Origin of the sequence: Kibdelosporangium persicum, from assembly GCF_013280595.1 — a bacterium.
GTDB lineage: Bacteria > Actinomycetota > Actinomycetes > Mycobacteriales > Pseudonocardiaceae > Kibdelosporangium > Kibdelosporangium persicum.
Window position 1 is genome coordinate 1 of record NZ_JAAATY010000052.1, and the last position, 19,739, is coordinate 19,739.

Here is a 19,739-nt window from a genome sequence, read left to right on the forward strand (position 1 = left end):
GCCTCGTCGCAGGCGATCACCCAACCAGCCAACACCGCGATCACCGTGGTCGCGCCGTTCACCGGCCAGGACATCGACGCCGACTTCGTCGTCCGGGTCGCCGAACAAGCCCGCGCGGTCGGCGCCGAACAAGCCGCCGCGGCCGAACGCCGCGCCGCCGAAGCACTCGACGCCGCCCGGCTAGCCCAAGAAGCCGCCGACCGGGCCGCCGCGGAAGTCAAACCCGCCTACGACGCCGCCGCAGCCGCCGCCAAATCCTCAGCGGCAGCCGCCCGCTCCGCCGCCGACGCCCAAAAAGCAGCCGCCGACGCAGCAGCCGACGGCGCCGCCGCCCGGGCCGCGGCAGCTCGCGCCAACCAGGCCGACGCCCAAGCCCGCGAAGACGCCCGCATCGCACGCAACGCGGCCAACACCGCAGCCCACGACGCCGCCCTCGCCGGACGATCCGCCGCCGCGGCCGAACACGACGCCGCAGCCGCCCGCTCCGCCGCCACCAAAGCCGAAGCCGACGCCGCCGCAGCACGAGGAGCCGCCGACCGCGCCGAAACCGACGCCACCGCAGCAGCCGCCGCAGCCGACAGCGCCCAACAACACGCCGACAACGCCGCCGAAGCAGCCAAAAACGCCTACAACGCCGCCGTCGAAGCAGGCAAAGCAGCCGACCGCGCCGAAGAAGCGGAACGGAAGCGCGCTCAGGAATCGAAAAAGGCTGCGGTGGAGGCAGCGGGTAGCGATCCCGGCCCAGACCTGACTCAGGATGACGATGGAGCGTTCAGGGCAGCCTGCCGCACTGAGACCACGGACATCGAGGCGTGTGTCGCGCAGTACAAGAAGGCGTTCAACGACGCCAAGAACGGCCTGATCGACTTCATCATTCAGAACGGCGGGCAGATCCTTCTCGACGAGATCGGCTACACCGACGCCAAGAAGTGCTTCGGCGAAGGCGACGTCGCGGCCTGTCTCTGGACGGTGATCAACGTCGGCTCACTGCTGACGCTGATCGCCAAGTTGCCACAAGTCGCCTCGGCGATCGCCAAGATCGTCGCTGGTCTCACGAAGTTCCTAGAAGGCTCCGCTGCAGGTCGCCGGCTGCTGAGCAAGTTCAATGACCAAGTCGACAAGCTCCGCTCCACCTGCAAGGCGGCCAGCTTCGCGCCAGCCATGCTGGCTGACAAAACACAACGACTGATCAAGAACATCGCAGCCGGGGACCATGTCGTCGCCACCGACCCGCTTCCGGCTGTCAACTGCTTGGACGCGGTGCTGGACTCCGAGGGAGAAAAATACGTTCGGAGCAAGCACTTCAAAAACGGGGAGAACTACACCCCTGACAAGTCCACTTTCGACGACCGCGTCGATCTGGACGCCCTGGCCGAAGCGGCGAACGAGTGCGAGTGCCGCGGCCCGAACGCGGATGGCCACTTTGAGCGGGATGTGGATGCTGGTCGGATCATCGGCAACCTTTCCGTGGAAAGGGGTGGCATGCCGACCACGTGGTACAAGGTTGTCCAGGACAGGTTCGGCTCGGTAAGGACCATGTACCCGATCGCCAAACCGAATTGATAGAACTAAGGAAAGAGGAAGGCATGGGCCTAGCCGTATACGTGGAGAATCAGATACACGAACGGTCCTACGCCGGTAGTGATGCCGGACAGTGGCTGACCCGTGTCGTAACCGAGGCGGCACGTGGCGGCACCCTGGCGGGCATATACCAGCATGGCGACACGATGTTCAATATTCCGCAGCTGAATGCGATCGAACAAGAACTCGCCGAGATAGCCGACCGATCACCAGCGGTACGGCCTGACGTGGACGCGTTGCTGGAACTGTTCGAGCAAGTCCGCCGCATGGGCGGTTACCTCTGGATCTCCGGGGACTAATGGCCAGACCTGGGGCGTGCTCGGTAGTCGCGTGCGCAGACAGGTTCCGGGTCATCGGGCTTCGCTCGAAGGAAGTCCGATGGCCCGGCTGCTCACCTACGCCAAACACGCGGTATCCGACCTGAATCCGACGAGAGGCGCCTCCAACCATTGATGATCATACGCTGACCATAATCACAAACGGTGCAGAGACGGGCGGACAGGCCCAACATGTCCGTTAGGTCTTCGGACCTCACCGCATAGCGACGCCCGCTGGCTCTGGACGAACACTAGAGCCAGCGGGGTTTCCGTACTGGACCACAGATCAGGTCAGCGGGATGAATCGGGGTTGTGGTATTTCGGTGGATGGAGCGAACCAGTCGTGCCACAGCTGGGCCGTGGTGTCGGACGCGGCGGGTGAGGTGGAGGTCGCGGTGCCGCGGGATCGGGACTCGAGTTTCGAGCCGGTGATCGTCAAGAAGCGGCAGCGTCGGCTGGGCAGTGTGGACGAGGTTGTGTTGTCTGGCAAACCACGGTGAAGGGTGTTCCCGTCAGGGCAGCTTTTTCAGTGCCTTCTCCGCGGTCTTCCGCACCACGACACGGGGATGGCCGAGCAGCTCTGTCACCGCGGCACGAGCTCCGGGCGCCTTCACCCTGGCCAACGCGTTCAGCGCGTGGATGACCACGTCGTCATCGGGCAGCAGACCGATCAACAGCCCAGGGGCTCGGGGGTCCTTCGACCGCCCGAGCCCTTGGACGATCATCTGCCGTGCTGTGCCGTAGCGGGTGTCGCGGACCAGGGACGCCAGTTCGTCGAACACCGAGTCGTCGGCCACGACGGACAACGCGTTGCCCGCGGCCCATCGCACCAGTGGGTCGTGGATCTCGCGGAACTGGCGGATGATCTCCGGAGCGGCTGCCGGCCTGGCCTCGCGAACTGTCAGCGCTCGCAGCAGCCCTTCCTTGATCTGTGCGCTCTCCTGACTCGGCACGCGGTCGTCCGCGTGCCGAAGCCAGTCGAGCAGGACCGGGACGGCCGCCCGGTAGGTGGCGTCGGTGTTCACCAGGTCCCACAGGTCGCCGACGTGGACGCCCACGTCCGCCAGGTCGCGCAGCAGCGGAGTGGGCGTCCTCATGGCCATTACGGTAGTGATCTGATGAGGTTGATGCTGCCGTTGTCCACCTGCTCCTGCAGAGGCTTCGACAGCCGGGTGTTCTGCCGTACCACGAGGTCGAACTGCAGTCCTTTCTGCTTGGCGTACAGGACGAAGTCCTTCAGCTGGTTGGTGTAGTTGAGCCGTCCGACGTTCTTGATCTCGGTGAGTGTCGTGGCCGTCAGCGCGTCGGGGATCCGGCGGCCGTTCTTCGAGGTACCGGTCAGTGACGGGATGGCGACCTTGCCCTTCTGCTTGACCCCGGCCCAGTTCTCGCCCGCCTTGCCGAGCAGGTTCGCCGCCTCGTTCCAGGTCTGGCCGGCGAGGGGCCACACCCGCAGCGCGCCCATCACGCAGCCGCCGGCGGCGATGAAGCCGGAGCTGCCCCACCCGGTCTTGCGCCCCGCCAGGGTGTTGGCGATCTGGTGCAGCCCGCCGCCGATGACGCAGCCGAGCACGAACGGGTTGTTGCCCGACGGGTCGGTGAGCGTCGCGGGGGAGTTCGCCGCGTAGCTGTAGAGGTTGGTTCCGCCGGCGAGGCCGATGGAGTCCTCGGAGATGAACCGCCGAAGGTCCGGCCGGTAGTACCGGCTGCGGTAGTCGAGCAGGCCGTTGCCGTCCTCATGGCGGCCGGTGAACGACACGTCGGAACCGCGTCGGTCACCCTCAGCGGATGGCAAGCCGAACGGGTCGTAGCCCTGCCGTGCCGAGAACGTGCCGTCGGAACGACCCAGCGCGGCGGGAGATCCCAGTGCATCGTTCAGGACGGTGTCGGTGATCCCGTCGCGGGTCCGCGCGAATACCTGGTCGACGTCACCCGTGAGCAGCGACGCGGTGACCGCGCCCGTGCCGTCGAGTTCGGCGGCGACATTGGGCCCGTCGAGCAAGAACCGCGTAGTGGTCTCACCGACTGTGCGGGCCGATCGGACGCCCACGGCGTCGTAGCGGTACGACGCGGTCAACCCAGCCTTGGTGGTGCCGGTGAGCTGTCCACGTGCGTTCCAGGTGTACGTCGTCGTGCCGTCGGAGAGCAGGTTGCCGTCAGCGTCATAAGTCAGCGGCGTGCCTGCCGCGGTGGTGAGGCGGTTGGCGTCGTCGTAGGTGAACCTGGACGCTGCTTGGGGCAGGGTGACATTGGCGAGGGTGCCCGTCGCCGACGTTCGCTGACCCATCGCGTCGTAGGTGTAGGTGATCGCGCCCTTGACCGCGCCGCCGTGGGCATAGGAGAGGTTGGTGAGTTGTCCCGCCGCGTCATACGAGGCGGTCCGCGTCCACCCTCCAGGCAGAGTCACCTTGGTGGGCCTGCCCTCCGCGTCCCGCGTGATGGCGACCGCGTCTGAGCCCCGGCCGACCGAGGTCAGCCTGCTCGCGTCGTCGTACCCGTGGGAGGTTGCGGCCAAGCCGGGCAGGGCCGTTGACGTCCGCCTGCCCATCACGTCGTAGCCGTAGCCGACCGTGCCGTTGGGGCCGGTCGCCGAGATGACCCGGTCACGTACGTCGTAGGTGTAGGACGTCGTGCCACCCGCAGTGTCGGTCATGGAAGCCAACCGATCCGCGGAGTCGTAGGCGTAACCGATCTCCGACTGCGCCCCCGAGTCCGTCACGCCGAACCGCGCGGTGGTAGGACGGTCCAGCAAGTCGTAGGCGCTTGTGTTGCGGACGCCTGCTTTGCTCACCGTGGCCACAGCACGGCCGCCGTCGTCGTACTCGATCTTGCTGGTCGCGCCCAGCGGATCGGTCCGGGAAACCGGCCGGTCGGCATCGTCGTAGCCCCACCGGGTGACTTTGCCGCGTGCGTCGGTGAACGAGACGAGGTTTCCGTTGGTGTCGTAGGCGTAGGTGCTCGACCGGCCCAGCGGGTCGACCACCACGACCGGCTGGTCCTGCGCGTCGTAGGCGGTCGTCGTCACGGACCCTGCTGGATCCGTCGCCGACACCGGCCGCCCAGCCGCATCGGAGAACTCTTTCGCGATCCGCCCAAGCGGGTCCTTCACGGTGGCCAAGGAGCCCGACGCGTACGTGAACGTCGTGACCGCGTTCGCGGGTGAGGTGACCGTGGCGATCCGCCCGTCGGGCGTCCATGTCATCGTGGTCCTGAGCCCGAGCGGGTCGGTGGTGGTGAGCAGGTTCCCGTTGCCGTCGTAGGTATGCCGGGTCACCTTGCCCGCCGCGTCGGTCACCGTGAGCGGCAGGTCGAAGGCGCCGTAGGTGCTGCGCCCGACGACGAGCCGGTCGGACGTGCCGGCGAGTTCGATGACCTCAGTCGGCCGGTTCTCCGCGTCGTAGGTGTACTCGGTGCGACGGCCGTACGGGTCGATCACGGCGTCAAGCCGGTTGCTGGTGCCGCGGACATAGGTCGTCGTGCGGGCCAGCGGACTGCCGAACGCCTGCGTGTCGCTGGCGACGCGGCCGCCCGTGAACACCACCTGCCGCACAGACCCGTTCGGGTTTGTCACCTTGGTCTCGGTGACCTTGCCCTGAGCGTCCAGGGTGTAGGCGAAGGCATACTTCTGCCCGCCCGCAAGGGTTTGTGTGGCTACCCGGCCTTTGTCGTCATAGGTGACAGCGAGGTAGTCGATGCCGCGGGCGTCGGTGATCTTGGTGATCCGGTGCGCCGAGTCGTAGGCGTAGTTCGTCGCCTTGCCCGCCACGTCCACGACGGTGACGAGCCTGCCATCGTCGTCATAGGCGTAGGAGGTCGATCGGCCGATGTTGTCGCGTGCCTTGGTCACGCGTTTCGCCGAGTCGTACTCCAGGGCGATCCAGCGCCCGTTCGGTGAGGTGATCTGGGTGACCTCGCCGTTGTTGCCGCCCGTGCGGGTCAGGCTGACGTTGTTGCCGTTGCGGTCGCTGATCGCGCGGACTCTGGCGTTGTACGGGAAGTAGTAGGACGTCCCGTCCCGCAGCCGCAGCACCCACTCGTAGCCCTGGACGAGGACGGTCGCGCCCTGGAAGCGCCCCGCCGTGTCGACCGCGGTGAACACGGCCTCGATGTGCTCCGAACCGGCCGAGGTCCGGACGAAGTGCACCTTCCCGCCGCCAGGCACGTAGAGGTCGTATTCCTGGTAGGGCCGCGCGGAGGTCAGCAGCAGGTCGAAGTCGGACGTCTGGTTGCGCCCGAAGCTCCTTGAATGGCCGTCGCCCTGCCAGTACGTCCGGTTCAACGCGATCGGCACGGTGTCGGACAGCCCCAGGTCGGTGTGCGTGTCGGTGAGCAGTCCGGTCGAGAGCTCGACAGGGTCGCCCGCGAGCGCGTTGAGAAGATCGTCGGACCACGACACGCCGGGGATGGGCGTGTTGGGAACGCTGGACGGCAAGAAGCCACGAGTCTGCGGGCTCGCTTCGGGCTGGCTTGGCGCCGCGGCGATCACCGAGTCATGGGAGGCCTCATCCACGGTGCCGTTGGCGCACCGGCAGTCCCTGGCGTCCTGTGACTGTGCCCCGCCTGTGGCGGCCGTTGCCGAGCTACGCGTGGTGAGACGCAGCGTGGCGGAGCCCGTGTCGGAGCGCGGGGTGACGGCGAACTGGTAGACCCCTGACACCGGCAACGTGGGGATCTCGATGGTACTGCTGCCCCCTTGATCCACCAGCTCCGAGCCGTCCGGCTTCCACACGGTCACCCCCGGCGGGGACCTCAAGGACGAGTAGTCGGAAAAAGTGAGGTTGAGCTTCTGCCCGGCCGTGCCCTCGTAGGCCAGCAGCGCCCGCTGGGCGGGACGGTCGAACGTCAGCTTCTTGGCGGAGTCACGGCGGATGTCGCCGGCCTTGAACGGGTGGGACAGGGTGACCGTGATCGATCCGGAATCGTGCGAGTACGGCTGCACGATCAGCCGATAGGTGCCCTTCAACGGCGCGGTGAAGTCGGAACTGGCGTAGCGCGGGATCCGGCGGTGCGCGATCCGGCTGCCGTCCGGGCCGATGATCAGAGCCCGCATGTCCGAATCGTCGAAATCCGAGTCGGTGAGGCCCAGCGATACGTAATCCCCCGCTGAGGCCACCGAGAAGGTGGTCTCATTCGCTACGTATTCCTCGCCGATCGTGATTTCCTTGTCGCTGCCGTTGACGGTGACGGTGCCGCCGTCGGCCCGCTGGGTGAACCGAATCTTCGCCGAGCCATCGGGCGCCTGTGGGTTGAACACCAGGCGATAAGTCCCCGTCCTGGGCAAGGGCTCGGCGTCGTAGTAAAACGACCTGTAGCCCTCCGGCCGCCAGAACAACGTGCCGTCCTCGTGGAGGATCACGATCTCGGGAGTGTTGTCGAACGTGGAGTCGGTCGTGATGAAGGTCAGCTTCTGACCGGCGGTACCGCTGAAGGTGAACAGACCGTCCTGCCCCGGGCGGCTCGTGGAGAACGTCCTGCTCTCGTCGCCGCCCTGGTTGATCGTCCCGCGATCGACGCCGATGGAGCCGGTGACCTTCACCGACCCGGTACTGCCGTTGCTGGTGCTCAGCACGACGGTGTACCGGCCGGTCAGCTTCGCGAGGAAGCCCAGGTCCGCGGTCTCGGGGACCGCCACCCGGCTCCAATCGCTACCCAGCAGGACATAGGCCCCGTTCGGGTCGAGCACGTGCGCCGAGACGTTCGTGTTCGCCGCGAGCTCGTGATCGGTGAACCCGACGCCGATCCACTGGCCCGCGACGGCGTCGAAGGTCAGGGCGGTGTGCCTGCCCGCGCGCCCGAACGTCACCGACGTGGCGGACCCCGTGAGGTTCAGCGTGCCGGTCGCATGGGTGGACAGGGTCGCGGTGACGTTGCCCGAGCCGGTGTTCTCCGGGTCGAGGACAACCTGGTACATGCCCGTGGCGGGCAGCGGCGCCATCGACAGGGAACCGCTGAAGTTCGAGGACTTCCATGTGTTCAGGCCCAAGCGGGCGTACGGGGTGCCGTACGGAGTGAAGGCCTCGATCGTGAAATCGGTGGACACTGTGGATCCGGTCAGCCCGAGGCTCAGGGACTGCCCCCGTGTTCCGGAGAAGCGCAGCAGCGCGACCTTGCCCGAGCCGATGTTCACGGTCTGGCTAGCACCGTCGACCGCCAAAGCGGCGGCCGTAGAGACGTCCGCGGGCTTGTACGGCGCGCTCGTCACCACCAGGTCCGACGTTGTCCCCGTGACACCGTTCGCCGTCCGGACCGACACCGGGCCGGAGACGACTCCCTCGGGCACGACGACGCCCAGGCTCGTGTCCGTCGCCGAGATCACCTGTGCCTGAGTGCGGTTGATCGTCACGATGTTGCGTTCGGGCACGGTTTCGAAGCCGGAGCCGGTGATGGTCACCGTCGTCCCCGAAGCGGCTGAGGCTGGCGCGAATCCACTGATGGTGGGCGCGCCCCGGGCCGGGACGACGCGGAACTCTCGCGGGCTGTCGGCGGCGCCTGCCGGGGTGGTCACCTTGACCGGGCCTGTTCTCGCGCCCGCGGGAACAGTCACGGTCAGCCGGGACGGGCTTGTCTGCGTGACTTCGGCATTGGTGTCTCCGAAGCGTACGGTGCTGCCGGTGCCGAACCCGGTGCCGTTGACCGTCACCGAAGCGCCGGGCGCCGCTTGCTCAGGCACGACGGAGAACACCGCGACTTGCCCTGCCGCCACGATGTCGGTGCCTCGGAGGTTTCCTGCTTCGTCGTAGTCGTACCGCACGCCTCCGCCACTGGCGTCCCGCACGCCGACCAGTTGGCCGGCCGCGTCGTGGGAGTACTCCGCTGCACCACCGACCGGCGCGGCAGCGGCATGAGCCGTGGCCCAGGAGGTCGGTACCACCAACGACGCGACCATCAGTCCCGCGGACAGGACCCGCCCGAATCCGCCCACGACAGTTCTCGCCCCGTCAGGCTCTCCGCCCTGGCGCGAGTCTGCTCGCCCAGTGCGTGCACGGTGTCTTCGGCCAGGTCGGTGGGTCTTGGTGGCAACCCTGCTCATGTGCTGTCCTTTCGGCATTCTGTGAGCAAGAGCGAGCTGTGTCCCGGCCCGTATCGCTGGTGAACCGGGGCGCCACCAGACCCTAGGTAATCGCACGGGGACGGGTCCCCGGCGAAGCCGGGTATAGCACCGTCCGCCACCAATATGTGGCCCGCGAACAGGTACGAGCGGCCCACTGGCGCGAAGTCATCGACGACCGTGATCATGCCGTGTCGGAAGCGCACCAAAGGTACTGCTTCGCCCGGCTGGCAAGAAGGTCTCACCAGAACCCACCGCAAGGTCCTTGGCCAGGATGAGGACCTACAAAGAAGACAGCCTTCAGATGACAACCATTCCGTAATAAACCAGCATCGCTGACGCGGCGACGAAACTCAGGACATGAAGCACCGTAGGGATGCGGACCATGCGCGCTCGCGTCGACGGCTGGTGATCACCTTCGGAACGCTCCAATTCACTGGCAAGCGCGTCCAACCGCCACACTCCAGCCGCAATCGAAACCAGGTACAGCACCCAGGCCACGCGCACTATGTCCAACAGCGTGCCAACCTCTTTCACCAGCGTGATCGTCAACGCCAAGATCGCCACCGCCAACGTGACAAGCTGCTTCGCACTCTCGTTGGCCAGTTCAAAGGCTTTCAGCTTGCGTTCGTCCACTTGACACCTCCGTTGGGCGGCACAGTTCCGGAGAAGCGCCATCAGAATGCGCCAGGTGGACACAGGTACGCGAGTGCAGACCTGCGGCCAGGAGCAAGTGAGGAGGCGGCATGGCGACTGAGATCCACGGAACGGCGGTATCCGCGTGCGGGTGTCCAGGCTGCCGACGAACACACATGACTGGCGGCGGTCGTAGCGGCCGCAGGGGTGTGCGAAAGGTCTTGACGCGCGACACTCCGGGGTGACGCTGACTCGCACCACCGAGACGTTGACAAAAGGGGCCCACCAATGGCCGTTTCGTTCCTCCTCACCCCGGAACAAGAACAGCTCAAAGCAGCCGCCCGTGCCTTCGCTCAGCAACAGCTACGGCCGCTCGCCGCGGCGACACGTGCGGAACCCGACCCTCGGACGCGGGCGCTGCTGCAACGGCCGGTGTTCGAGAACGCTGTCGCGGCGGGGTTCCTCAAGGGCCTCATTCCGATGCCGTTCGGCGGAGCGGCATCCAGCGGCGTCGACGCCGCCATCTTCATCGAGGAGTGGGCAGCGCAGAGCCCGGACTTCGTGATCTCGATGGCCGGTCCGCTGATCGCGCTGGCGCCTGTCTACCAGGCCGGTACCCCGGAACAGGTCGACCGCTTCGTACGACCTTTCCTGGCCGACTCCGGCGCACCGCTGGCGGCCATGGCCTTCAGCGAGCCCGAGGGCAGCGCGAACTTCGACACCGAAGTGCCCGGCCACGGGATACGCACGACCGCAGTCCCCGACGGCGACGAGTGGGTCATCAACGGCCGCAAGGCCTGGGCCTCACATCTGTGCGGCTGGGACGGTGACGGCCCGGACATCATGACCATCGTCTGCCGGACCCCGGGCGGCATCTCGCTCATCGTCGCCGAACGCCAGCACCTGGCCGGCCACATCGACGTCGAGGAGTACTACGACCTGCCCGGGCTCAAAGGCTGTCTGACCACCCGAGTCAGACTCACCGACGTGCGCGTTCCACGCGGCAACATCCTCGGTGCGGAAGGTCAGGGAGCGGACCTGACCCGCAACGCGTTCCTCCCCAGCGGCGCGTCGATCGGCATCTTCGCCACCGCCGCCATGCGACAGGCCTTCGACATCGCCTACCGCTTCGCGCTCACCGAGAAGCGCGGCGGCCCGGTGCCGATCATCGAGTACCAGGCCGTGTCCGACATCCTGGCCGACGCCAAGGGAAAGATCGAAGCCGTCCGGCTACTGGCGTGGCGCGCACTGGACGCCGTCATGTCGATGCATCCCAGCGGAACGGAACTCGCCCTGCACGCCAAGATCTTCGGCTCCGAAACCGGCGTCGAGGTCATCAACGAACTCATCAAGATCATCGGCGTGACCGCCTACGACGAGAAGTTCCCCATCATCCGCCACCTGATGGACACCCTGTCCTATCCGATCATCGAAGGAAGCAACGTCGGCGTACGCCGCAGACAACTGCAGACACTGTTCCGGACTCCAGGCTACAACCCACTCTCTGCCTCCGGGATGGCCTGACCACTGCGGCGGCAACTCGGCGACAAACAGGTGCGGGACAATGGTGGAACATTGGGGTGGCCAGCCAGACCGGCCACCCCACCGAACCTCGATCGCGTGCTGCGTTCAGTTGCGACGGTGCTGATCGACGCGGTCCCCCATCGCCGCGTCGATGTGCCGCCGGACCGCAAGTCCGCCACCCTGACCGACTGCGGCTGCCGCGAACGCACCGCTCCCACGAAGAGGAGCGCTTGAAGCTCGCCACCGGCCGCGAGTATTTGGTTCTCCGTCTGCTTCGAATCCCGACAAGTCGAAGACTCGTCCCGGTAGCCGCCCGTGACCAATCGGCGAACCCATCTGTATTCGGCCCGCCGATTCGAGGCGGGTCAGCCGGGCGGCGGCCGGAGGCCGTCGATCAGGAGGTTCAGCAGGCGACTGGCCTTGGCTTCGTGCTCGGGCCGGGGAGCCACGGTGAAGATGCCGATGAGGGAAGCGGCGATGTCGTCGGCGGTGACGTCGGAGCGGAGGTCGCCCGCCGCGTGTCCGGCGTCGAGAATCGTGGTGATGGCCGCCAGTAGCTCGGTGCAGGTCTGGGCGTGGGCGATCTCCCCCGACTCGATCATCGCGAGCAGCGTGTCGAGCATGCCGTTCTTGGTCGCGATCCAGTCCCCGAACAAGTCCATCCAGCGCCGCATCGCCACAGCCGGGGGCAACCGGCTGAGCAGGTCACGAGCGCCGGTCGTCAGTCGCACGACCTGGTCCCGGTAGACGGCGTCGACCAGCGACTCGCGGGTCGGGAAGTGCCGGTAGAGCGTGGCGATGCCGACTCCGGCCTCGCGGGCGATCGCCCGCATCGACGGCTCGGCGTCAGCCGATCCGAACATGCGGGTCGCCACCGCGAGCAACTGGTCGCGGTTACGGGTCGCGTCCGCCCGTGGTCCGCGCGTCCCCACCTCAGCCAAAACGGATCACGCTCCGGTTGTGTTAGAGTCCCTATAAACGGAGCATAGTCCGTTTCACTGCGTTCCCTTCATTCCCAGGAGACAGGCGTCCATGCAGCAACAGAGCGATCACCAGCTGACGGGCACGAGCAGGGCGGTCCAGCTCGATTCCTTCGGCGGCCCGGAAGTCCTGGACATTCGCGAGGTTCCCGCTCCGCAGGCAGGCCCGGGACAAGTCCGCGTGCGGGTCACTGCGGCCGGTCTCAACCCGATGGACTGGATCATGACCGCCGACGCGGACACCGCCGCCCGGTTCGGCTTGAGCCTCCCGGCCGGGTTCGGAACCGACTACGCGGGAGTGGTCGACCAGGTCGGCGACGGGGTGACCGGCTTCGCGCCGGGCGACCGAGTGTTCGGCGGCGCCCTGTCCCGCGCGGTCGCCGACTTCGTCGTGATCGACGCGGCTGGTGAAACCGCCGCGAACGAGGCCCATCACACCCCTGACGGCGTCGACGACCGCACCGCCGCCACCCTCACGATCGCCGGCCGCACGGCATCCACCGCTCTCGCCGTGGTCGACCCCGGCCCGGACGACACTGTGCTGATCGGCGGCGCGGCGGGCGGGGTCGGGGTGTTCGCCGTCCAGCTGGCCCGGATCGCGGGCGCGCGCGTGATCGGGACAGGTTCGGCGACATCGGCCGATTTCCTGCGCGATCTCGGAGCCGAGCCGGTCGCTTACGGCGACGGCCTGGCCGACCGGGTCCGGGCCCTCGCGCCCGGCGGTGTCACCGCCGCCATCGACCTGCACGGGACAGAGACAGTGCACACCGCGCGGGAACTCGGCGTTCCGGACGGCCGCATCTGCACCGTCGCCGCGCAAGTCGACGGCGTGTCGGCGGCCAACGGCGCCAACGCCGCTGTCGGGGCCTTGGAAGAGATCGCTCGTCTGGTCGCGGCGGGCCGGCTCCAGGTGCCTATCGCGGCGAGCTTCCCGGTCAAGCAGATCCGCCGTGCGGTCGAACTCCAGGCTGGCCGGCACGTACACGGCAAGGTCGTCATCGACCTCTAGCCGTCGCGATGACCTCCGCTGCGACCATCCGCGCGATCGCCGACATCAGCGTTCCCCGACACCGGGGCTCGTTACATCTCTCGCTCGATGTGTTCGAAGATGTCAGCGTCAGTTTCGCGTTGCCATTCCGGCATCTCAGACCAGTCTGCGACATATGCCGGTTTCGGGTCGGGTATGTGCTTGTAGATCTGGGCGATCCAGCAGATGGCGACAAATCGGCCCTTCTGCTCTCGAGTGAGTTTGGCGGTGTTGCCGTCGCTGATGTCGACGAAGGCGCGAACTTGGTCATACACGGCTGCGGCGCTGGCACGTTCCCAATCCGGCGTTTCGTCCCACGGGGTGATGTAGCTGGCCACCGCCGTCGTTCGGGTGGCAGTGACGATCTGAGCGCCGAGGATGACCTAGCCGAACTGACTGAGCGGCTGTGGGTGGAGCGTCCGCACGGCGCGATACCCCCTGGACCGCCAAAACCCCGCCTCACTTGCGGTGAAGCGGGGTTCCGACGTACTACATCTGGTCGGGACGACAGGATTTGAATCCTGGTGTCTTGTCCTCGCGGTCGACGGCAGCAGGGCGAAGGTGTCGGTCAGGCCGAGGTGGGCCGGTCGCGGCAGCACGGCCGGTCATCCTGCCGTGTTGATTTCCGAGCGGGACGAAGCCCGACCGGCCCGTCGATCTTGACCAGCTCAGGAGCCGGTCTTCACCTTCTTCTCGGCCACGAAATCGCGCACTGTCGACTCAAGCGATTCGCCCGTGCCCAGCGGACGGCCGGCCGTGGCCTCCGTGTCGGCGGGGACGTTCGGGCGCGGGTCACCCGGGCAGACCACCCTGGTACCCGGCAGGACACCGTTGATCAGGTAATTGTCGATGATCGCCTGAGAACACGCGTTGCTGATGTAGAGGCCGTGTGTACCGTCGTCGGGGACCGAGACCAGATGGTCGTTCAGCTTCGCCGCCAGCGCCGGTCCACCGTCGTAGTGCGTCTGCGGGTCGGCTTCGGCCTGGATCACCAAGCCGGTGGGGTATCCCGTACGCCGCAGGTCGGTCAGCTTGTCCGGCCGCTTGAACTCGCTGAACGTGCAGTTCCACGGTGCCACCCGGAGAACCCCGAAGCCGTACGGATACTTCTCGCGGAACACGCGCATGTCCGAGTAGTAAGTGTTCAGATCCTTGGGCCACGGCGCCTCGCATGTCACCGTCGTGAACACACCGTCCACGGTCGGCGGGATTGCCATGTCGTACAGGACTTTCGCGGCCTTCAGGGCGTCAATCAGTTCCGGCGAGCCCGCGGCCAGCTTGCTCTCGACGGCCGCCTTGAAGGTGACCACGAGTTCCGCCAGAGCGTCCCACAGCGGGCGGTACCGGGCGTTGGCACCGAGGATCAGGTCGTAGATGGTCCGGTCGACCCGGCCGAACGTCGGGTCCTCGATCGGCGTCACCGCGAGCTTCGCCGCCAGCGCCTCGCTGGTGGCCAGCACTTCCGCGGCCGACTTGCCGAGGCCGTAGGTCTTGTCGCGCTGCCCGACCCATGCGGTGAACTCGTCCACATTGGACCTGATGGCGATTGCCTGCTGCCTGAACTGCTCCCGCCAGATCCACTCCGGGTGTACCGCGGAGTCCAGCACGTTGCGGTCCAGGTTCTTGGCGAACAGGCTGCCGTAGACCGCACCCAGGTAAGTGCCGTAGGAGAAGCCCAAATAGTTGATCTTCGCTTCGCCGAGGACGCCCCGGATCACGTCCATGTCGCGCGCCGTGTTCGGGGTGTTGATGTACGGCCGCAGGCCACCGGCGGCGCGTTCACAGCCTTCTTCCTCCGCCCGGGCCTGAGCCGCCCACACGGCGAACTCGGCATCCGAGGGCCGGCTGCTCAGTGTTCCCACCGAAGGCGCGACCTCGCACCGCAACGGCGTCGACCGGCCGACACCGCGCGGGTCGAACCCGATCAGGTCGTAGGACTGCGTGATCGGCCGGTCCTCGAAGAGCAACGGCAGCGAAACGCCTTCCGCGCCGGGTCCGCCCGGGTTGAGCAGGAGCACGCCCCGCCGCTTGGCCGGATCCTTGGCAGGCAGTTTGCTCATCACCACGGAGATCCGCTCCGCGTCGGGCTTGCGGTAGTTCATCGGCACCACGACCGCGGCGCACTGGAGCTTGGCGAGTTCGCCCTCGCCACACGGCTGCCACTGCACTTGCTGGTTGTAGAACTCCGACAGATCCGGCGCTGCCGCCGCCGACATCGACGGCGTGAAACCTAATGCCGCGACCAGACTCAACCCAATCGCTGTGAGTCGTCTCCCCTTCGCTACCGACACAGGACCTCCCTCTCGCCTACCCGGTCATGCCGGAGCAGTATGTGACGGGATGACGAAATACCGGTCAGTACTGTCTGGAAATCCTTGATTCCAAGCCCAATTGGCCCATTCCGGCCAGGCGGGCGCCCTCCGGCGAACTCCGGCCGCTGTGGCGGACACGGGTTATCGGTCGCGGTGGCGGGGCAGGAGGTCTCGTTGGAGGGCAGCGACGACGGCGGCGGTACGGTCGTTGACGTCGAGTTTGGCGAAGATTCGCAAGAGGTGGGTTTTCACGGTGGCTTCGGTGATGAACAGGCGCGCGCCGATGTCGGGGTTGGAGAGGCCGTCGGCGACTGCTTGAAGGACGTCCACCTCGCGAGGTGTGAGGGTGATCGGGGCTGGGGCTCGGATCCGGGCGACCAGCCGGGCGGCGACGCTGGGTGCGAGTACGGTCTCGCCGCGGGCGGCGGCGCGTACAGCGCTGGTGAGCTGATCACGGCCGGCGTCCTTGAGCAGGTAGCCGAGCGCTCCGGCCTCGACCGCGCGTTCGATCTCGCTGTCGGTGTCGTAGGTGGTGAGAATCAGGACCCTTGTGGCGGGGTGTTCGGCCACGATCCGTGTGGTGAGAGCGACGCCGTCCTGTACCGGCATGCGGAGGTCGAGCACCGCGACGTCGGGCCGCAGCCGCGCGACGAGTTCAAGTGCCTCGTGGCCATCGGCGGCCTCACCGACGATCTCGAGGTCGGGTGCGGAGGCAAGCAGGGCGATCACGCCTGCTCGCATAGCGGGGTGGTCGTCGGCGACGACGATACGCACGGTCATCGATGTCCGCCCTTCGAGATCGGAATCTCGGCCAGGACCCTGGTCCCATCGCCGACCGAGCTGGTCACGGTGAGGTCGCCGCCAAGTTCCGCGAGCCGTTGCCGCATGCCGTTGATGCCAAAGCCACGCGCGTCCGCCACGACGAACCCACGGCCGTCGTCGGTGACCTCCAGTTCGACCGTGTCCAGGCGCTGGGTGAGCACGACCGTGACCGTCGAGGCGGAGGCGTGCTTGCGGACGTTGGCGAGCGACTCCTGCGCACAACGCAGCAACGCGCCGCGGAGGTGCGGATCGGGGTCGACCTCGGCCAGATCGGCGGACACCGTGACACCGGTGTCCTCGGCGAACCGCTCCAGCGTGTGCCGCAGGGACTGGGGAAGCGAGCCAGTGGCGGCCGCCGGCACCGAGCCGACGAGCACTCGTGCCTCAGTGAGGTTCTCCCGCGCGGTCGTCTCGATCGAGGCGAGGTATCCCATGCGTCGCTCCGGGTCCGGAGCGACGCGTGCGGCCTCGGCCAGTGCGATGATCGAGGCGAACCCCTGGGCCAACGTGTCGTGGATCTCCCGCGAGAGCCGGTCGCGCTCTCGGACGGCACCCTCCCGCCGGTGGGCCTCGGCCAGCTCCTGCTGGGCCCGCGCCAGCTCGTCACCGAGCGTGCGGGTGCGCCGCTCGTTCCGCAGCCACCACAGCCCGAACGGCACGGAGATCACGAAAGCGCTGGCGGCCACCATGGCATTGCCCGAAACCGCGCCCGCCTCCCTTGTCACCGCGCCGACGACCACCGCCGTCGCGGCGGCACCGCTGAGGCAGCCCGCCGGCCACGGCGTACCGGCGAGGAACCAGAACTGCGGCAGGGTTAGCACGAACAACGCGGCACCCCCGCCCGGCAGGTAGGCCATCGCCCCCAGCGCCGGGACGAGCAGGACGAGATAGGTCAGCCGGATCGCCCGGTGATCGGGCAGCAAGGTGACAAGCGCGTAGCCGACACCCATTGCACCGAGGACCACAACGGTCCCGTACCGCTGAGTGCCCGTGTCACCGAACACGGCGACCAAGCCCGGACATAGCCCGAAGACCACCCAGACCAGGGCGTACCAGCCGCGCATGCCGCTCAGCGTACGGACTCGAGCGGCGCCGTGATCGGTTCGCCACGACGCAAGCGCGTCGGCCACCACACCCGGTCTCCGAGCAGGATCAGCAGTGCGGGCAGGATCAGGGTGCGGACCACGAACGCGTCCAGCAGGACGGCCACGGCGAGGCTGAGACCTGTCTGCTTCATTTCGATCAGGTGCATCCCGACGAACGCCGCGAACACAGTGACCATCACGATCGCCGCACTGGTGATCACCGACGCCGACTGGCGCATACCGTCGAAGACCGCTTGCCGCGTGGGCACGCCGTTCAGCACCGCCTCGCGGATTCGGCTGATGAGGAAGAACTGGTAGTCCATCGACAGGCCGAACAGGATCACGAACAGGAACAGCGGGACCCGGGAGCCGATCGAGCCGGTCGAGGTGAAGTCCAGCAGCCCTTCCGCCCACTGCCCCTGGAACACCCAGACCAGCACGCCGATCGCCGCCGCCGCGGAAAGCAGGTTGAGCAGCACTCCGATCAGTCCGAGCACCACCGACCCGAACGCCAGCGCGGTGATCAGCAACGTCACGAGCAGCAGTGCGCCGAGCACCCAGGGCAGCCGTTGCTGTTGGTGTCGCGGGTAGTCCACATACCGGGCGACGTCGCCGGTGACCGCGTACTCGACGCCGGTCACCTGCCTGAGCGTGGCCGGGACGTACTGCTCCCGCAGGCGTTGCAGGGAGTCCGGCGCGGCCTGCTCACTGACGAAGTGCGGCACCGCGAGGTTCAGGACGTGGGTGCGGCCGTCGGCGGAGGTGCGCACCGTCGCCGGTTCGCCGATGACCGGGTCGCGCAGCGCGACGTCCTGGAGTTTGGCGAGCGCGTCGGTCACCGCGAGTCCCGACCCGCGCACAACGACTTGGTGGACCGCCTTCACCTCGGGATACACACCGGTCAACCGGTGGTAGTCCTGCACGGCCACCAGTTCGCGCGGGTGGGTCTCCGGCCCCATGTCGGTGATCTTCATGCCCAGCATCGGCGCCGCGAGCGCCAGCATCAGCAGGACCGCGAGCAGCAGCGTGCGACCCGGTCGCCGGTCGATCGCACGCGTCAGCGTGGCGGTGATCCGCCCGGCCTTCGGCGTCCGCACAGGCCGGTGACGGCGCTCGGCTCGACGTTCGGCGATGGCGCCGAGTTTGGCCAGTGTCGCGGGCAGGATCGTCATCGAACTGGCCACCGCGACCAGCGTGACCAGGATGGTTCCGGTGGCCATGGAGGAGAAGATGACGTCGTCGACGAGATAGAGGACGGCGGTTGAGACCGCCACCGCGAGCCCGGACAGCACGACCGCGCGTCCGGACGTCGCCGCGGCGAGGTCCACCAGAGCGACGGCTGAGAGCCTTCCGCCACTCCGAGCGCGCTCCTCGCGTTCCCGTTTGAGGTAGAAGAGCGTGTAGTCGACACCGACTGCCATCCCGATCAGCAGGATGATGTTCATTCCCACGCCCGCGTCGGGGAAGACGTGCGAGACGACCATCGACAGACCGATCGCGGCCACGATGGACGACAGCGCCAGCAACACGGGCACCAGCGCCAGGCTCAGCGACCAGAACACCAACAGCAACGTGACCAGGGTGATCGGCAGCGTGATCAGCTCAACGCGGGCGATGTCCTCGCCGCGCTGCTTCTCCACCGCCCGAGTGATCGACGCACGACCGGTCTGCGTCACCACCACCTCGGGGTGCGCGTCCTGGACCGCCTGGGTCCGCGCCTGGAGGTCATCGACCACTCGTGACGCCTCGCGCTCCTCGACCTCCAACGTCACATCGACCCGCACCGCCCTGCGGTCCTTCGCCCACACCGGCTCGCCCACGGAACCGACCACGGGTAGCCCCGACATCCGGCTGGCGACGTCGGCCGCAGCGGCTCGTGCCGCGCCGGCATCCAACTCGGCGGAGTCGCGGGCCGTGATCAGCACGTGCTCCACCGGCCGGCGCTGCACCCCTCCCTCAGCGGCGATCGCCTCGGCCCGACCCGCCTCACCGACGCGGTAATCCGCCGTGACAGCGGCGTTGTTCCCCACCCCGATCCCGACACCCAAACAGACCGCGACAAACACGAGCCAGCCACCGATCGCGCGCCACGGATGACGGGCGCTCCACCGAGCGACCCGCACAGACAGGTTCCTCATGCCCCAAGACTCGCGCCGCGTCCGCCCCGCCTGACACGGCTGACCCACCGACACCCGTTGTCCACCAACCGGTGGACAACGGCACCAACCCTGCCGGAGATGACCGCGCTGGGCAGCTCGTACGCAGCGGGCCCGGCATCGAGCCGATCGCGTGCCAAAGAGCGCACCGTTCGTCCCGGAACTATCCGCACCTGCTCGCCGAACGGTGATCGTCCACACGGGAACCTCCACCCTTCCCGGCGCTCGCGGCCTGCCCCCGGAGAACCTGC

At 67.4% G+C, this 19,739-nt stretch carries 12 protein-coding genes and 2 pseudogenes; 5 read left to right on the forward strand and 9 right to left on the reverse strand.

Annotation, left to right across the window (positions count from 1 at the left end; genetic code table 11):
* The 3 genes and pseudogenes from GC106_RS44770 to GC106_RS44780 all read left to right on the forward strand — a co-directional run.
* A pseudogene (locus GC106_RS44770) lies at nucleotides 1–1,563 on the forward strand (hypothetical protein); the annotation flags it as partial.
* A gap of 23 nt (nucleotides 1,564–1,586) precedes the next feature.
* Entirely contained in the window at nucleotides 1,587–1,880 is a 294-nt protein-coding gene (locus GC106_RS44775; protein ID WP_173142297.1) for a hypothetical protein, read from the forward strand.
* A gap of 380 nt (nucleotides 1,881–2,260) precedes the next feature.
* Nucleotides 2,261–2,383, forward strand: a pseudogene (locus tag GC106_RS44780) (transposase); the annotation flags it as partial.
* Between the two features lie 27 nt (nucleotides 2,384–2,410).
* Here GC106_RS44780 and GC106_RS44785 read toward each other — a convergent pair.
* The 3 genes from GC106_RS44785 to GC106_RS44795 form a co-directional block, all read right to left on the reverse strand.
* Complete coding sequence (locus GC106_RS44785; protein WP_173142298.1) at nucleotides 2,411–2,995, reverse strand: HEAT repeat domain-containing protein; 585 nt, start codon at nucleotides 2,993–2,995, stop codon at nucleotides 2,411–2,413.
* A 5-nt stretch (nucleotides 2,996–3,000) separates the two neighbouring features.
* Nucleotides 3,001–8,820, reverse strand: a complete 5,820-nt coding sequence (locus GC106_RS44790) for an RHS repeat-associated core domain-containing protein (protein ID WP_173142299.1) — start codon at nucleotides 8,818–8,820, stop codon at nucleotides 3,001–3,003.
* A 426-nt stretch (nucleotides 8,821–9,246) separates the two neighbouring features.
* On the reverse strand, nucleotides 9,247–9,582 hold the full coding sequence (locus tag GC106_RS44795) for a hypothetical protein (RefSeq protein ID WP_173142300.1): 336 nt from the start codon (nucleotides 9,580–9,582) through the stop codon (nucleotides 9,247–9,249).
* Between the two features lie 288 nt (nucleotides 9,583–9,870).
* Between GC106_RS44795 and GC106_RS44800 the strand changes: the two genes are divergently transcribed.
* Nucleotides 9,871–11,106, forward strand: coding sequence for an acyl-CoA dehydrogenase family protein (locus GC106_RS44800; protein ID WP_173142301.1), 1,236 nt, complete (start codon nucleotides 9,871–9,873; stop codon nucleotides 11,104–11,106).
* 365 nt (nucleotides 11,107–11,471) lie between these two features.
* Here the strand turns inward: GC106_RS44800 and GC106_RS44805 are convergent, their stop codons facing one another.
* Nucleotides 11,472–12,047 (reverse strand): TetR/AcrR family transcriptional regulator, encoded by a 576-nt coding sequence (locus tag GC106_RS44805; RefSeq protein ID WP_173142302.1) that lies wholly within the window; start codon nucleotides 12,045–12,047, stop codon nucleotides 11,472–11,474.
* A 91-nt stretch (nucleotides 12,048–12,138) separates the two neighbouring features.
* Here GC106_RS44805 and GC106_RS44810 point away from each other — a divergent pair, with 91 nt between their 5' ends.
* Entirely contained in the window at nucleotides 12,139–13,095 is a 957-nt protein-coding gene (locus GC106_RS44810; RefSeq protein WP_173142303.1) for an NADP-dependent oxidoreductase, read from the forward strand.
* Between the two features lie 71 nt (nucleotides 13,096–13,166).
* On the opposite strand, the gene GC106_RS44815 is transcribed toward GC106_RS44810, so the two are convergent.
* From GC106_RS44815 to GC106_RS44835, 5 genes are all read right to left on the reverse strand, one after another.
* The gene (locus GC106_RS44815; protein WP_312873410.1) at nucleotides 13,167–13,451 is read right to left on the reverse strand and encodes a hypothetical protein; all 285 of its coding nucleotides are present in this window, start codon (nucleotides 13,449–13,451) and stop codon (nucleotides 13,167–13,169) included.
* A gap of 330 nt (nucleotides 13,452–13,781) precedes the next feature.
* On the reverse strand, nucleotides 13,782–15,329 hold the full coding sequence (locus tag GC106_RS44820; RefSeq protein WP_173142304.1) for an alpha/beta fold hydrolase: 1,548 nt from the start codon (nucleotides 15,327–15,329) through the stop codon (nucleotides 13,782–13,784).
* A gap of 237 nt (nucleotides 15,330–15,566) precedes the next feature.
* The gene (locus GC106_RS44825; protein ID WP_173142305.1) at nucleotides 15,567–16,205 is read right to left on the reverse strand and encodes a response regulator; all 639 of its coding nucleotides are present in this window, start codon (nucleotides 16,203–16,205) and stop codon (nucleotides 15,567–15,569) included.
* The gene (locus GC106_RS44830; RefSeq protein ID WP_173142306.1) at nucleotides 16,202–17,311 is read right to left on the reverse strand and encodes a sensor histidine kinase; all 1,110 of its coding nucleotides are present in this window, start codon (nucleotides 17,309–17,311) and stop codon (nucleotides 16,202–16,204) included. The genes GC106_RS44825 and GC106_RS44830 overlap by 4 nt, the downstream gene beginning before the upstream one ends.
* 5 nt (nucleotides 17,312–17,316) lie before the next feature.
* Nucleotides 17,317–19,470, reverse strand: a complete 2,154-nt coding sequence (locus tag GC106_RS44835) for an MMPL family transporter (protein ID WP_173142307.1) — start codon at nucleotides 19,468–19,470, stop codon at nucleotides 17,317–17,319.
* Nucleotides 19,471–19,739 lie beyond the last annotated feature (269 nt).

Bases quoted from the DNA above. Each gene is read 5' to 3' on its own strand.
- GC106_RS44775 (WP_173142297.1), top strand. From the start codon at position 1,587: ATGGGCCTAGCCGTATACGTGGAGAATCAGATACACGAACGGTCCTAC.
- GC106_RS44785 (WP_173142298.1), bottom strand. From the start codon at position 2,995: ATGAGGACGCCCACTCCGCTGCTGCGCGACCTGGCGGACGTGGGCGTC.
- GC106_RS44800 (WP_173142301.1), top strand. From the start codon at position 9,871: ATGGCCGTTTCGTTCCTCCTCACCCCGGAACAAGAACAGCTCAAAGCA.
- GC106_RS44810 (WP_173142303.1), top strand. From the start codon at position 12,139: ATGCAGCAACAGAGCGATCACCAGCTGACGGGCACGAGCAGGGCGGTC.
- GC106_RS44820 (WP_173142304.1), bottom strand. From the start codon at position 15,329: ATGTCGGCGGCGGCAGCGCCGGATCTGTCGGAGTTCTACAACCAGCAA.
- GC106_RS44825 (WP_173142305.1), bottom strand. From the start codon at position 16,205: ATGACCGTGCGTATCGTCGTCGCCGACGACCACCCCGCTATGCGAGCA.
- GC106_RS44830 (WP_173142306.1), bottom strand. From the start codon at position 17,311: ATGCGCGGCTGGTACGCCCTGGTCTGGGTGGTCTTCGGGCTATGTCCG.
- GC106_RS44835 (WP_173142307.1), bottom strand. From the start codon at position 19,470: ATGAGGAACCTGTCTGTGCGGGTCGCTCGGTGGAGCGCCCGTCATCCG.